This window comes from Aeromonas schubertii, assembly GCF_000820105.1.
Classification (GTDB): Bacteria; Pseudomonadota; Gammaproteobacteria; order Enterobacterales; family Aeromonadaceae; genus Aeromonas; species Aeromonas schubertii.
In genome coordinates, this window is sequence record NZ_CDDB01000039.1 from 58739 (window position 1) to 72972 (window position 14234).

Here is a 14234-nt window from a genome sequence, read left to right on the forward strand (position 1 = left end):
TATTAACTGGCTCTTAATTGATCTGGGGAAGGGTGCGCTGATAGTCGCGCAGCAGCCTGAGAAAGGCATCCGGCTCCCGATCCAGACTCCCTTCCGGGAGCAGCAGATCGAGCCCCGTGAGGGTGCGCAGGCGGGCCATGCGATTGGCAAACATGGCCACGACACCGTGATAGTGACGCCCGTTGGACGAGCGATAATGGCTCTCTTCAAACAGCTCCTCTGCCAGCGGTTGGCAGGTGCCATTGCTACAGCCCTGCTCCTGATGGATCAGGGTGACGAGCAGGGCGCGTTGCTCGGTTAGCAGATGGACGGCCAACCTGGGTGTGACCCACGTCAAAAATTCGTCATAATTGCGAATGCGTATGCCAATGTATGGCAAAGGGTGCCATGCAAGACCTCTTCTGACCGATGGGCGATCAAAACGCTGAATATTTCTCCATTTGAGCACCCAGCCGCCCCATTTGTGGTGATATTGCAGACAATCGTGACACAAGGAGAGGCTCACTCTGGGCTCAAGGAGTTTGAGAAGGCCGATAAATGTGCAGCAAATTCCTGTCAGTAACAGACTGATAACCGCCACAACAAGTTGTTCTTCGAGGAAAAAAAGTATAAAAATCATAATGCTGGTAACGAGCAGACCGAGCAGGGTCAAAGAGATCCCGTTTCGCTTCGTCAGGGGGGAAATGTGTAGTGTCGTCATGGCAGACCTCTTTCTACCAGATATCTAAACACTAATGCGTGATCTCCCCGTATGCCAGGCGAGGGAGCCATCCCGCTGTGCTGGCGCCGACCTAGATGACACTTCCATGATGCCGTTTGACGAAAGAAGTTTGACCACGCTGGACCTGCTGCACACGCCGATCTGGATCTATGACATCCAGCAGCACCATATTTTTTGGGCCAATCGGGCGGCACTCTCGGTCTGGGAGGCCGACTCCCTGGCCGAGCTGCAAGAGCGTGACTTCTCCCGTGATATGGCCCCCGCCGTGGATCTCCTGTTACAGCGTTATCTGCGGGAGTTTCAGAGTGGTCGCAGTTTCTGCGAGTGGTGGAGCATCTCCCCAAAGGGGATCAGCAAGAAGGTCTATCTGCGCCTCTCCGGTATCGAGATTGCCGAGCGTCTGATGATGATTGGCGAGGCGGTGCTCGATGCCGATACCCTGAGCCATGAGGCCGCCATGGTGCAGGGGGATACCCTCGCCTGCCTGTTTGACGACAGGGGGCATCTCATCAGCGGTAACCACTATTTTCAGAAGTGCTTCGGTACCCGGATCCGCAGACTGAACCAGGTCTATGGGGGAGATGACGAGCACTTCTACCGCCGCTTGCGCCTGCATGAGGAGCTGGTGTGCGAGGGGGAGGGCCGAACCCTCAAGGGGATGCGCTGGTTTCAGTACCAGTTTCGTTATGTTCAGCAGCGCTCCCAGATCCTGCTCACCCTGCGTGACATTACTGCCCGCAAGCTTGAGGAGCTGGAACACCGCCACCTCGCTCGCCACGACTACATGACAGGTCTGCTCAATCGCTACGGGTTGATGAAGTCACTGGAGGTCAACTGCAGCATGGGGGCTCGCTTTGCCCTGCTGTTTATGGATCTCGATAACTTCAAGCTGGTCAATGACAACTTCGGCCACCGTGCCGGAGATCGGCTGTTGGAGCGTGTGGCCGGCCGCCTCAAGGAGATCTGCCCCTCCGATGTCGAGCTGGCTCGTCTCGGGGGAGACGAGTTCACGGCACTGGTGCCGTTGGGGAGCGATACCGAGCGGGCGCACCGCTTTGCCGACCTGATGCTGGAGCAGATGGCCAGGCCTTTTACCCTCAATGGACTACCCGAAGTCACGATTGGCGGGAGCATCGGCATCGCGCTCTATCCCGATGATGCGGATGACGGAGACAACCTCATCACCCGTGCCGATATGGCCATGTACCAGGCCAAGCATCTCGGTCGTTTCACCTGGCAGCGTTTTACGCCCAATCTGCAGCACGCCCTGCACCGCAAGCTGACCGTCAAACAGTTTCTGGCCAAGGCCGCGGGACGCGGAGAGCTCTCCCTGGTCTTTCAGCCCAAGGTCGACTTGATCGCCGCACGGGTGATCGGCTGTGAGGTGTTGTTACGTTGGCACAGCCCCATTCTGGGTCAGGTCTCGCCGGCCGAGTTTATCCCCCTGGCCGAGGAGATGGGGTTGATCCGGGAGCTGGGTGAGTGGGTGCTGAGCTCGGCCCTGACCCAGATGGCCAGTTGGCGTGAGCGTTTTGGTCTCGCCGTGCCCCTCGCTGTCAACCTCTCGGGTATGCAGATCTCGTCCGAGCTGCCGGCCTGGGTTGCGGCCGAGCTGGCGCGTCACGCCGTCTCTCCCCATTTGTTGACTCTGGAGCTGACTGAAACCGTGTTGATGGTGGACATGGAGGGGAGTCGCAAGGTATTCGAAGCGCTGGGCGAGCTGGGTATCAACATCTCCATCGATGATTTCGGGACCGGTTACTCTTCGCTGGCCTATCTCAATTGCCTCCCCATCAACGAGATCAAGCTGGATCGCTCCTTCGTGGTAGGACTCAACTTACCCGTGATCCGGGCCACGGTCGCCATGGCGGCGGGCTTGGGATTGGACATCATCGCGGAGGGGGTAGAGACCGACGAGGAGCTAGTGGCCCTCAAGGCTCAGGGGTGCCACCGTATTCAGGGTTACCTCATCAGCCATCCGCTGACGGCGGCCGAGCTGGAGGCGAGGGGCTTTGTGATAGAGAGCGAGACAGGTTGCTTCACAATTGAGTCTTGTATCGAACATTAAGTCTGCTTTTTGTCACAATACTGGTTTTTTGTGTCGGAATGTCACCTTGTTTTGTTCATTATCATTACTCATCTGTGATTAAAATTGGTAGGCTACTTACTCCTTTATTAGTATCACACCGTCATGGAGTAAGGATCGATGCAACACATCGAGGTTAGTTCTCCCTCATCCTCCCCCAAGGGGTGGCTGAACCGTTTTCTCAATGGCATTGAGCGAGCCGGTAACAAGCTGCCAGACCCGGCCATGCTGTTTCTCTACGCATTGGCACTGGTCTGGGTCGCATCTGCGATCCTCTCCCAATTTCACTTTGATCTGGTCAATCCGCGTACCAGTGAGGCCGTGGTGGTCAACAATCTGTTGACCGGGTCGGCCCTGGCCGATTTCCTGGCCAACATGGTGACGACCTTCACCGGTTTTGCCCCCCTCGGTATCGTGCTGGTCGCCATGCTGGGCGTCGGTGTCGCCGAGCAATCGGGCTTTATCGATACCGGGCTCAAGAAGCTGCTTCGTGTGACCCCGGCACGTCTGCTGACCCCCATGCTGATCCTGGTCGCCATCGTCAGCCACACGGCGGCGGATGCGGGCTATGTACTGGTGATCCCCATCGGCGGCATCATCTTCCATGCGGCCGGGCGTCACCCTCTGGCCGGGATTGCGGCGGCTTTTGCCGGCGTCTCCGGTGGTTTTGCGGCCAACTTCCTCCCCTCGGGTGGGGATGCGTTGCTGCAGGGCTTTACCCAGACCTCGGCACAGCTACTCGACCCCAACTACATGGTCAACACCCTCTGTAACATCATCTTCACCGGCGCCTCCTCCCTGTTGATCATCCTGGTCGGATGGTACGTCACCGAGCGGATCGTCGAGCCGCGTCTGCAAGCGGTGAAGCTCGATGAGGATCTCGAGAGCGGTGTCGACATGGGACGCTTTAGTGAGCAGGAGAGCCGCGCCTTTAACCGTGCCGGTCTGGCCATGTTGATCGGCCTGCTGGCCCTGGCGGCGGCCCTTTGGCCGGCCGATTCGCCCCTGCGAGCGGCAGATGGCTCTCTGACCACCTTCGCCGCCCCCGTGATGAAGTCCATCGTCCCCCTCATCTTCCTGCTCTTTATCCTGCCCGGTATCGTCTATGGCTTTGCTGCCGGCACCTTCAAGCAGAGCAAGGACGTGATCGATGCCATGTCGGCCACCATGAACAAGATGGGCTCCTACATGGTGATGGCCTTCTTCTGTGCACTCTTCATCAAGGCCTTCGGTGACTCCAACCTGGGGACCTTGCTGGCGCTGGCCGGTGCCGAGGTGTTGCAGGCCATGGCGCTGCCCGGACAGGTGACCATAGTCGGCATGATCCTGCTGACCGCCTGCGTCAACCTGGTGGTGGGCTCGGCGTCGGCCAAGTGGGCACTCATCAGCCCGATCCTGGTCCCTATGTTGATGGCGGTAGGCATCTCCCCCGAGTTGACCCAGGCGGCCTATCGGGTGGGTGACTCCTCCACCAATATCATCACTCCCCTGATGGTCTTCTTCCCTCTGGTGGTGGTCTACTGCCAGCGTTATGTGAAGAGCACCGGGATCGGCACCCTGGTCTCCATGATGCTGCCCTATTCCATCGCCTTCCTGGTGAGCTGGACCCTGTTCCTGCTGACCTATTGGGCTCTGGGGTTCCCCTTGGGATTACAGGCGCCCTACACCTATCCCGCCCCTTAAGGGGAAAGACGGGGAGGCTTGGGCCTCCCCGTTTCTTTGGGGTAGAGTGGCATGAAACTGTCTGGAGGCATCCATGAATCCCGTCGTCGATCTCATCCTCAACCATAGATCCATTCGCAAATTCACCTCCGAGAGGGTGCCACAGGTCCAGCTCGACGCTATCCTGGCCGCGGCCCAGAGCGCCTCAAGCTCGAGCTTTCTGCAGGTCACCACTATCTTGCGAGTCACGGACCCCGCTCTGCGTGCCCACCTGGCCGTGTTGGCCGGCGAGCAGCCCTATGTGGCCGAGGCGGCCGAGTTTTTGGTCTTCTGTGTCGATTACCATCGCCACAGGGCCGTGGCCCCCGATGCCATGACCGGTTTCACGGAGCAGTTGCTGATCGGGGCCATCGATGGGGCCATCATGGCCCAGAATGCACTGCTGGCGGCTCAGTCCATGGGGCTGGGTGGGGTCTATATCGGTGGGCTTCGCAATCACCCCGACCAGGTGGTCGAGGCGTTGGCCCTGCCCCAGGACGTCTTTCCCCTGTTTGGTCTCTGTCTGGGTCATCCGGCCCAGATACCCGAGCGTAAACCGCGACTGCCCCGGGATCTGGTGGTCTATGAGAACCGCTATCCCGAGCGGCTCGACGAGGCGTTGCTGACCCGATACGATGCGCAGATGCTCGCCTATTATCAACATCGAAGCAGCAACCAGAAGCATCAGGGCTGGAGTGGCCAGATCCGCCGCATCCTGGGCAAGGAGTCGCGTCCCTTTATGCTGGCGAGTTTGCAAAAGCAGGGTTTTTTGCTCAAGTGACTCAAGAAGAGGGAGGTTGGAGCCGATGGAGATAAGGGTCTTCTCTCCCCCAGGGTCAGACCGGGCTACCGAAAGCAGACTTCATGTTGTAGGATCAAATGATTAGGACAAGGGCTGAACGAGGAACGTCATGATTTTAACCTTGGTACTGCTGTCGATAGGCGCGCTGCTGTTTCTGGTGATCGCCTATAACGTGGTACAGCAGTACAAACAGAAGGTCGAGTCCGACAAGCGTGCCACCATCGCCCGTCACAAGGCTATCGCCGACGAGACCGAGGCGGTTCTGCTCAATGTCAATCTGCTGCCCTTCTCCAAGGCGCTGGTGCTGATCCTGCAGCACCGCATTCTGGATGCCTATCGCGCCATCGCACAGGTCTCTCCCGGCCATGCCCAGATAAAGCAGCGGATCGCCGATACCCAGAATCAGATCAACAACGTGCAAGAGAACTACCGCACCCCGGATGAGGCATTTCGCGCCCCCGACTCAGACCGACAAGCGATCCAGATGTTGCAGACGGTCAAGAAGATGAGGGCGGTGTTGAGGGTGGAACACAACAAGGGGAAGATAGACCCCCAAGGATTTGCCCAAGAGGATCGCCGCCTCGAGCTGATGCAGCTCAAGGTCAATATCGCCAACCTGACCCAGAGAGCACGTGAGGCCCAGTCGAGCGGTCAGTTTGGCTCTTGCCGTCAGATGTTGCTCAAGGGGCTGACGGTGCTGGGAAATGTCGCCGACAAGGATGCCTATCTGATTGCCCGGGAAGAGGATATGCGTCAGGCGATTCAGGATCTCGACAGCATGCTGCAGAGCGAGAACCAAAAAGAGCTGCAAAATATCAAGGACAAGGAGGCCGATGAGCTCGATGTCCTGTTTCAACCCAAGAAAAAGTGGTAACTCATGTCTCATCCGCTCGATTCCATTCTGGGGCCGCAAGGCCCCTTCGTTTCTCTGCTGCTCTCACAACTTGCCGAGCTGGGAGTGGAGACAGGGTATCCGGTCGATCACCTCTGCTATCGAGCCGCCGACAACCAGGAGTACCTGCGCCTGAGAGCCCTGCTCGAGCAGGCGGGTGAGCTACTGGTTGAGGGAATGATCGGGGGCAGGCCCATCGCCACCTATCGCTATCATCAGCCGGTTGTGAGCGGGGTGGTGAGTGTACCCTGCATCGAATTGGCGGCGCCCAAACCGGGGCGCTCCCACCAGGCGGGGCTCGAACACATCGAGATGGTGATCCCCTCTCTCGAAGCGTTCATGGCCGCCCATCCCCATTGTGTATTTCGTACCGACAACCAGCATGACCTGCGCAATCCCGATATCGCCCTGACCCTGGGGGGAGGGCAGGCAAAGTTTCACCTGCGTACCCTGGAGGCGGTGATCGCCGAGGAGGTCAGTCGGGGAGAGGTGTGCCAGGTTCCCGGGGACTACTGGGGCTGAGTCTGCTTGTAACGGGTTGCCTCACTGACCGAGTGCCGGCCCAGAGAGAGGCTAATCCCCAGGGTGAGCAGCAATACCATCACCATGCCGATGACCATGCCCGTGAGGCCGGCCCACTCCCAGAAGGGGTGCAGGTAAAGGCCCCCCAGGCTGGCTCCCAGGTAGTAGGCGATGAGATAGAGAGAGGAGGCGATGGCGCGGTGCTCCCTCACATGTTGTCCCACCCAGCTGCTGGCGCTGGCGTGGGTCAGGAAGAAGCCGAAGCTGGCCACCAGCAGCCCCCCCAGGATCCCCGCCAGAGAGCCCAATAGCAGGAGTAGAGCGCCACTTATCATGATGATGATGCCGCCGGCCATGGTGTGCGCCGTGCCCAGATAACGGTTGATGCGTCCGCTGAGGGACGAGGCCAGGGTACCGCTCAGGTAGGTGAGAAAGAGCAAACCAAGCCACTGGGTGGGTACAGAGAAGGGGGGCTGACTCAGCAGAAAGGTGAGGTAGCTGTATTGGTTGAGAAAGACCATGAAGTTGAGGCCGCCGATGAGATAGGCCCCCACCAGTAGCGGTGAGCCCAGATGTTGGCGAAGGGCCATGACCAGCTCCCCCGGTTGCGCCATGGCGGGGCGAAAACCCTGTTGGGGAGGCAACAGCCAGCAGACCAGCGGCAGCAGCAGCAGGCTGATGAGGCCGATCCCGAGAAAAGCCTGGTGCCAGCCTCCCAGTGCGCCGGCCAGCATGCCTGCCACCACTCTTCCGGCTATGCCACCCAGAGAGTTGGCGGCGATGTAGATCCCCACCGCGCTGATCAGTGCCCGTTTACTGAACTCCTCCCCCATATAGGCCACCGCCGTGGCCGGCAATCCCGCCAGCAGAACCCCTTGCAGGAATCGCAGCAACAACAGGCCGGTGAAGTGAGTGATCTGAGACAGCCATAGCGAGAGGAGGATGGCCCCCAGCAGTGATCCCAGCATCACGATGCGCCGGCCGTGACGATCGGCGATGCGCGCCATGGGTAGCAGACCCAGTGCCAGTCCGGCTGTTGTGGCCGAGAGGGCCGCGCCGGCCTCAAGGGGAGGAATCGCAAACTGGGCGGCCAGCAGCGGAAGCAGGGGGTGGGCTTGATAGAGATTGAGAAACACCAGAAACGATCCCAGCCCCAGAGCCAGGGTGGCGCGCCACCAGTGCAGAGTTCCTTGGTCGATCATGGGATGCCTCCTGTCGATGTGCACAGGGTAGTGGGCACGTGGTTATAAAAATAATATATTTAAATGATGTTAATCATCACTGGATGTGATGGATGGATCTGAAACAGCTCACCTATCTGGTCGCCGTAGCCGACACCGGCTCCTTCACGGCGGCGGCCCGGCGTCACCATGTGGCGCAATCGGCCATCAGCATGGCCATCGCCCGGCTGGAGCAGCGCCTCGAGCTCAAGCTGTTCGAACGCCAGGAGCGACGGATTCGCATCACCCCGGAGGGGGAGGTGCTGCTGGCTCATGCCAGGCGATTGCTCCAGCAGGCGGAGCGCGCCGAGCGGGAGATGGAGGAGCTCAAGAGTCTGGTGCGGGGTGAGGTGCGTATCGGGATCCCCTTTATGATGGGATCCTACTTCTTCCCGCCGATCCTGATGGCGTTCAAGCACCGCTATCCTGGCCTGCGCATCGAGGTGGATGAGGCGGGGACCCGGGAGCTGTTGTCGCGCATGGCGACCGGAGAGCTGGACCTGGCGATCCTGATCGCCTCAGACCTGCCCGGCGAGCTGATGGGGGCCCGCCTGGTGCGTGAGGAGATGGTCGCCGTGGTGGGGGAAGAGCACCCCTGGCGTGGCAAGTCGGGCATTACCCTCGGCACCTTCTTCGAAGAGGAGTTGGCCCTCTTTCGCCAGGGCTTCTATCACAGGGAGCACATGGAGAGTCTCGCCACAGAGGCGGGCGTGACCCCGAGGATCGCCTTTGAGAGTAACCTGATCCCCTTGCACAAGGCGGTGGTGAGACAGGGGTTTGCGGTGAGCACCTTACTGAGAATGGCCATCGAGGAGGATGATGATCTCTTCGCCGTCCCGTTCATCCCCCCCATCTATCTGGATCTGTGTGTGGCCTGGCACCGCGATGAAACCCTGTCGAGGGCCAATCGCGCCTTGCGTGACTTCCTGCTGGAGCAGTGTGAACGGGCCTGACAAAACGTAACGAGGCCCCGCAGGGCCTCGCCAAATGGGGCGTGTTCGCCTCACTTTTTCAGCATGTGATCGAGCTTGTTTGCCTTGGTTGAGAGGTAGAACTCGTTGTAGGGATTGCGACCCTCTTGCAGGGGCACCCGCTCGGCAACCTTGATGCCGAAGGACTCCATCGCCTTCACCTTGCGCGGGTTGTTGGTCATCAGACGCAGGGCGTGAACGCCAAGCTGCTCGAGCATGTCGGCGCAGATACGATAGTCGCGCTGATCGGCGGCAAAACCGAGTGCCACATTCGCCTCGACCGTATCGGCACCCTGATCTTGCAAATGATAGGCCCGGATCTTGTTGAGCAGACCGATGCCTCGTCCCTCCTGGCGCACGTAAAGCAGTACGCCGCGCCCCTCTTTGGCGATATTTTGCAAGGCCGCCTGAAGTTGGAAGCCACAGTCACAGCGCAGGCTGAAGAGCGCGTCGCCGGTGAGACACTCCGAGTGGATCCGTCCCAGCACCGGGCTGTCGGTGGTGATGTCCCCCATCACCAGGGCGACGTGATCTTTATCGGTACCCGCCTCCTGGAATCCAACCATGGTGAAGATACCCCAGGGGGTGGGAAGTTTGGATTGAGCGATCAGGGTGACGCTGCTCACGGGGACTCCTTTACAACAATCGAGACCTAAGAGGGGGCACAGTGTAACGTGACCCAGTCCCCTGAGCTACCCTGACAACCCGCTGGTTGGGGTGGGGAGCGGGGTGAAAAGGACAAAAATGCAGCGATTAATCCATGGCGGGCACTTTGCGTCTCCCCCCGACTCCCTCACTTCCGATATACTCCCCCTCCAATCATGGTTAACCGCTTGTGGCGGTGTAATTGAGGAGGATGTATGCCAGTTCCGGCTCCCGTAATGACGATTGATGGCCCCAGTGGGGCAGGCAAGGGAACCCTGTGCCAGTTGCTCGCCGAGCGCCTGGGATGGCATCTGCTCGATTCCGGCGCCATCTATCGGGTGCTGGCACTTGCTGCCCTGCATCACGATGTTGAGCTCGATTCCGAAGAGGCGCTGGTACCGCTGGCCGCCCACCTCGACATCCAGTTTGTGGTAGAGGAGGGGCAGGTGCGTGCGGTGCTGGAAGGGGAAGATGTTTCCCGCACCATCCGCACCGAAGAGGTGGGGAATGCCGCCAGCAAGGTCGCCGCCTTCCCGCGGGTTCGCGAGGCTCTCCTGCGCCGTCAGCGAGCGTTTCGTCAAGGGCCCGGCCTCATCGCCGATGGTCGTGACATGGGCACCGTGGTCTTTACCGATGCCGAGGTGAAGATATTCCTCGATGCCAGTGCTGAGGAGCGTGCCAACCGACGCTATAAGCAGTTGCAAGATAAGGGCTTTGATGTTAGCTTTGAGCGTCTTTTGACCGAGATTAAAGAGCGTGACGATCGCGACCGCAACCGCGCTGTCGCACCGCTGCGCCCGGCAGAGGACGCTCTGGTGGTGGATTCCACCAGCATGACCATCGACGAGGTTGTCGAGCAGGTCATGTCCTATGCTGTCAGTAAATTAGGTGATGTCGGTTCGCGCTGACATCGGTTGTCTGTTTCATGGATGGAACAGATTAGTAAAAACAGCCCCGCTTGAGCCGGAATGCCGAGTGGATGTTTATTTTTGTGACATAAACAATGACTGAATCTTTTGCTCAACTCTTTGAAGAGTCCCTGAAAGCCGTAGAAACCCGTCAGGGCTCTATCGTTAAGGGTACCGTAGTTGCCATCGAGAACGGTTTCGTTCTGGTTGACGCCGGTCTGAAATCCGAATCTGCCATCCCGGCAGAAGAGTTCAAGAACGCCATGGGCGAGCTGGAAATCAACGTGGGCGACCTCGTTGACGTAGCGCTGGACTCTATCGAAGATGGTTTCGGCGAAACCAAGCTGTCCCGTGAAAAAGCCAAGCGCCACGAAGCCTGGCTGCAGCTGGAGAAGGCCTACGAAGAGCAGGCCACCGTTATCGGTGTTATCAACGGCAAGGTCAAGGGTGGTTTCACCGTTGAATTGAACGGCATCCGTGCCTTCCTGCCGGGTTCTCTGGTTGACGTGCGTCCGATCCGTGACACCGCTCACCTGGAAAACAAAGAGCTGGAATTCAAGGTCATCAAGCTGGACCAGAAGCGCAACAACGTTGTCGTTTCCCGTCGTGCCGTGATCGAGACCGAGAACACCTCCGAGCGCGAAAGCCTGCTGGCCAACCTGCAAGAAGGCCAGGAAGTCAAGGGTATCGTTAAGAACCTGACCGACTACGGTGCCTTCGTTGATCTGGGCGGCGTTGACGGCCTGCTGCACATCACCGACATGGCCTGGAAGCGCGTCAAGCATCCGTCCGAGATCGTGAACGTCGGCGACGAAATCACTGTCAAGGTACTGAAGTTCGACCGCGAGCGTACCCGTGTATCCCTGGGTCTGAAGCAACTGGGCGAAGATCCGTGGGTTGCTATCGCCAAGCGTTACCCGGAGAACACCCGTCTGACCGGTCGTGTGACCAACCTGACCGACTACGGCTGCTTCGTTGAGATCGAAGAAGGCGTTGAAGGCCTGGTACACGTTTCCGAGATGGACTGGACCAACAAGAACATCCACCCCTCCAAGGTTGTTAACGTTGGTGACGTGGTTGAAGTAATGGTTCTGGACATCGACGAAGAGCGTCGTCGTATCTCCCTGGGTCTGAAGCAGTGCAAGTCCAACCCGTGGCAGCTGTTTGCAGAAACCCACGCCAAGGGTGACCGCGTATCCGGTAAGATCAAGTCCATCACCGACTTCGGTATCTTCATCGGTCTGGAAGGTGGTATCGACGGTCTGGTTCACCTGTCCGACATCTCCTGGAACAACCAGGGCGACGAAGCCGTTCGCGAGTTCAAGAAAGGCGACGAGATCGAAGCCGTTGTTCTGCAGGTTGACCCGGAGCGTGAGCGTATCTCCCTGGGCGTGAAGCAGATCGAAGAAGACCCGTTCAACAAGTACCTGTCTGATAACAAGAAAGGTGCTATCGTGAAGGGTAAGGTAATCGAAGTTGATGCCAAGGGTGCAGTGATCGAGCTGGCCGACGGTGTTGAAGGTTACCTGCGTGCTTCCGACGCTTCCCGTGACCGTGTAGAGGACGCGACTCTGGTTCTGTCCGCCGGTGACGAAGTTGAAGCCAAGTTCATGGGCGTTGATCGTAAGAACCGCACCGTAAGCCTGTCTGTCCGTGCCAAGGACGAGGCCGAGGAGCGCGTTGCTATCGACAACCTGAACCAGCAGCAAGACGATGCCGTGTTCAGCAATGCCATGGCTGAGGCTTTCAAAGCCGCCAAGGGTGAGTAATCCTTGAGCCATGAAGAGGGCGGCATTGCGCCGCCCTTTTTTGTCTCAATGTCTCGCGAATGATTGAGGAAAGGAGAGTAAATTCCATGACCAAGTCAGACCTCATCGAACAGTTGGCCGCCAGCCGTATGCAAATGCCCGCCAAGGATGTTGAGGCCGCCGTGAAGGAGATCCTCGAGCAGATGGCGTCGACCCTGCAGAAGGGGGATCGCATCGAGATCCGTGGTTTTGGCAGCTTCTCCCTTCATTACCGTGCACCCAGAGTGGGGCGTAATCCCAAGACGGGTGACAAGGTTGAGCTCTCCGGCAAATATGTTCCTCACTTCAAGCCGGGCAAGGAGCTACGCGAGCGGGTTAATGCCGCAGACTAGGATGTTGCAGAAACGGCATACTCGGGTATGCCTTTTTTCTTTTGGCGCATTGCCCCCCTCTTTTCCCGTCACGCCGTGTATTCGCGCTAGTCTCTTATCGCTTTTTTGGGGATAATCATCAGGTTAACCGCAAGCAATAGGGGATGCTTATGAAACGTATCGTGGCCCTGGTCGTCCTGGCCCTGGTGTTTGTCGTGGCCCTCGCCCTGGGCTCTCAAAATGGTCAGGTTGTTCAATTTAACTATCTGATTGCCCAAGGGGAATTCTCTCTTGCCTCCCTGCTTGGCCTCTTTTTCGGGATCGGTTTTGTGGCCGGTTGGGCCGTCTTCGCCATCTTGCTGCTGCGTCTTAAGATCCAGAACCGAGCCCTCAACCGCAGCGTGCGTCGTCAATCCCGTGAGCTCGATGCCATGAAGGCGCCCGAGGCGGCCAAGGAATAACGCCTCTCGATGCTAGAGTTACTCTTCCTGCTGCTGCCTATCGCCGCCGGATATGGCTGGTACATGGGGCGCAGGAGTGTCCGCCAGGATACCCAGAAGCAGAGCAATCAATTCTCCCGCCAGTATGTGGCGGGCCTGAACTACATCCTGTCGGATCAGTCTGACAAGGCAGTCGATCTCTTCATTCAGCTACTCGAGGTGGATGATGAGACCATAGAGACCCACCTCTCTCTCGGTAACCTGTTTCGTCAGCGTGGCGAGGTGGATCGGGCCATCAAGATCCACCAGAACCTCATTACTCGCCAACTTACCATGGAGCAGCGTCAATTGGCTTTGCAGGAGTTGGCGCGTGACTTCCTGGCCGCCGGCCTGCTCGATCGGGCCGAGAAATTGTGGCTCGAGCTCACCGAGGACAGCGACTTCGAAGAGACCGCTCTGGCCCAGTTGCAGCTTATCTATCAGCAATTGCGTGATTGGGAGAAGGCCATCGAGGTCAGTGAGCGGCTGCAGACATTTCAGGGCAAGAAGCCGGCCCCCGCCATTGCTCACTACCATTGTGAGCTGGGGGACATGGCCCTGCGTGAGGGCGATCGCAAGTTGGCGCAGAGCCGCTTTCGCAAGGCACTCTCGGTGGAGCCGGCCTGTGTGCGGGCCTCCCTTGCCCTGGGATGGCTGGCGATGGGGGAGGGGGAGTTCGCCCAGGCCGTCCGCGAGTTTGAGCGGGTGCTCGAGCAGGATGTGGATTTTGCCAGTGAGGCCATCTCTCCCCTGTGTGAAAGCCTTGAGAAGAGCGAACAGGCTGAGCGGATCCCCGAGTTGTTGGCTCACGCCCAGGAGGCGCGGGCCGGTTTCTCCGTCACCCTGCGTCTGGCCGATTACGTCGAGCAGCACAACGGTCGCGAGGCGGCCTCCGAATTGGTGCTGCGTCAGCTCAGACGAACCCCCTCCATGCGTGGCTTCTATCACCTGATGGAGCTTCAGCTGCGCGGTGCCGAGGAGGGACAGGCCAAGGAGAGCCTCGCCATGCTCAAGAGCCTGGTGGGGGAGCAGATCAAGATAAAGGCGACCCACAAGTGTCGCCAGTGTGGCTTTGCCAGCCACTCCCTCTTCTGGCAGTGCCCGTCGTGCCGCCAGTGGGGCACCATCAAACCGGTCCGGGGTCTGGACGGGGAATAACGTTAATCAA

Annotated in this window: 14 protein-coding genes; 11 read left to right on the forward strand and 3 right to left on the reverse strand. The window is 58.9% G+C overall.

Going from position 1 to position 14234, the window contains the following annotated elements:
* Window positions 1–13: 13 nt before the first annotated feature.
* Window positions 14–700 (reverse strand): DUF2982 domain-containing protein, encoded by a 687-nt coding sequence (locus BN1133_RS07300; RefSeq protein WP_050665882.1) that lies wholly within the window; start codon window positions 698–700, stop codon window positions 14–16.
* A 139-nt stretch (window positions 701–839) separates the two neighbouring features.
* Here BN1133_RS07300 and BN1133_RS07305 point away from each other — a divergent pair, with 139 nt between their 5' ends.
* The 5 genes from BN1133_RS07305 to BN1133_RS07325 all read left to right on the forward strand — a co-directional run bounded on the left by BN1133_RS07305 (window position 840) and on the right by BN1133_RS07325 (window position 6724).
* The gene (locus BN1133_RS07305; RefSeq protein WP_050666003.1) at window positions 840–2789 is read left to right on the forward strand and encodes a putative bifunctional diguanylate cyclase/phosphodiesterase; all 1950 of its coding nucleotides are present in this window, start codon (window positions 840–842) and stop codon (window positions 2787–2789) included.
* Between the two features lie 138 nt (window positions 2790–2927).
* Window positions 2928–4490: an AbgT family transporter gene (locus BN1133_RS07310; protein WP_050665883.1), complete on the forward strand. Its 1563-nt coding sequence runs from the start codon at window positions 2928–2930 to the stop codon at window positions 4488–4490.
* Between the two features lie 73 nt (window positions 4491–4563).
* Window positions 4564–5289 carry an oxygen-insensitive NADPH nitroreductase gene (gene nfsA, locus BN1133_RS07315; RefSeq protein ID WP_050665884.1) on the forward strand — a complete coding sequence of 242 codons (726 nt, stop codon included), beginning with the start codon at window positions 4564–4566 and terminating at the stop codon, window positions 5287–5289.
* Window positions 5290–5419: 130 nt separating this feature from the next.
* Window positions 5420–6184, forward strand: coding sequence for a hypothetical protein (locus BN1133_RS07320; protein ID WP_050665885.1), 765 nt, complete (start codon window positions 5420–5422; stop codon window positions 6182–6184).
* Window positions 6185–6187: 3 nt separating this feature from the next.
* Complete coding sequence (locus BN1133_RS07325; RefSeq protein ID WP_050665886.1) at window positions 6188–6724, forward strand: VOC family protein; 537 nt, start codon at window positions 6188–6190, stop codon at window positions 6722–6724.
* Here BN1133_RS07325 and BN1133_RS07330 read toward each other — a convergent pair.
* Window positions 6712–7926 (reverse strand): MFS transporter, encoded by a 1215-nt coding sequence (locus BN1133_RS07330; protein ID WP_050665887.1) that lies wholly within the window; start codon window positions 7924–7926, stop codon window positions 6712–6714. The two genes, BN1133_RS07325 and BN1133_RS07330, sit on opposite strands and share 13 nt — an antisense overlap.
* 92 nt (window positions 7927–8018) lie before the next feature.
* Here BN1133_RS07330 and BN1133_RS07335 point away from each other — a divergent pair, with 92 nt between their 5' ends.
* A complete protein-coding gene (locus tag BN1133_RS07335) occupies window positions 8019–8897 on the forward strand; it encodes a LysR family transcriptional regulator (RefSeq protein WP_050665888.1) in 879 nt (292 codons plus the stop codon).
* A 50-nt stretch (window positions 8898–8947) separates the two neighbouring features.
* Here the strand turns inward: BN1133_RS07335 and ribA are convergent, their stop codons facing one another.
* On the reverse strand, window positions 8948–9541 hold the full coding sequence (gene ribA, locus BN1133_RS07340) for a GTP cyclohydrolase II (RefSeq protein WP_050665889.1): 594 nt from the start codon (window positions 9539–9541) through the stop codon (window positions 8948–8950).
* Between the two features lie 234 nt (window positions 9542–9775).
* Between ribA and cmk the strand changes: the two genes are divergently transcribed.
* The 5 genes from cmk (at window position 9776) to lapB (ending at window position 14224) form a co-directional block, all read left to right on the forward strand.
* Window positions 9776–10468 carry a (d)CMP kinase gene (gene cmk / locus BN1133_RS07345; protein WP_050665890.1) on the forward strand — a complete coding sequence of 231 codons (693 nt, stop codon included), beginning with the start codon at window positions 9776–9778 and terminating at the stop codon, window positions 10466–10468.
* Window positions 10469–10563: 95 nt separating this feature from the next.
* Window positions 10564–12237 (forward strand): 30S ribosomal protein S1, encoded by a 1674-nt coding sequence (rpsA, locus tag BN1133_RS07350; RefSeq protein WP_050665891.1) that lies wholly within the window; start codon window positions 10564–10566, stop codon window positions 12235–12237.
* Window positions 12238–12323: 86 nt separating this feature from the next.
* Window positions 12324–12608, forward strand: a complete 285-nt coding sequence (gene ihfB / locus BN1133_RS07355; RefSeq protein ID WP_050665892.1) for an integration host factor subunit beta — start codon at window positions 12324–12326, stop codon at window positions 12606–12608.
* Between the two features lie 149 nt (window positions 12609–12757).
* Window positions 12758–13048 carry a LapA family protein gene (locus BN1133_RS07360; protein ID WP_050665893.1) on the forward strand — a complete coding sequence of 97 codons (291 nt, stop codon included), beginning with the start codon at window positions 12758–12760 and terminating at the stop codon, window positions 13046–13048.
* 9 nt (window positions 13049–13057) lie between these two features.
* Entirely contained in the window at window positions 13058–14224 is a 1167-nt protein-coding gene (gene lapB / locus BN1133_RS07365) for a lipopolysaccharide assembly protein LapB (RefSeq protein ID WP_050665894.1), read from the forward strand.
* Window positions 14225–14234: the final 10 nt, after the last annotated feature.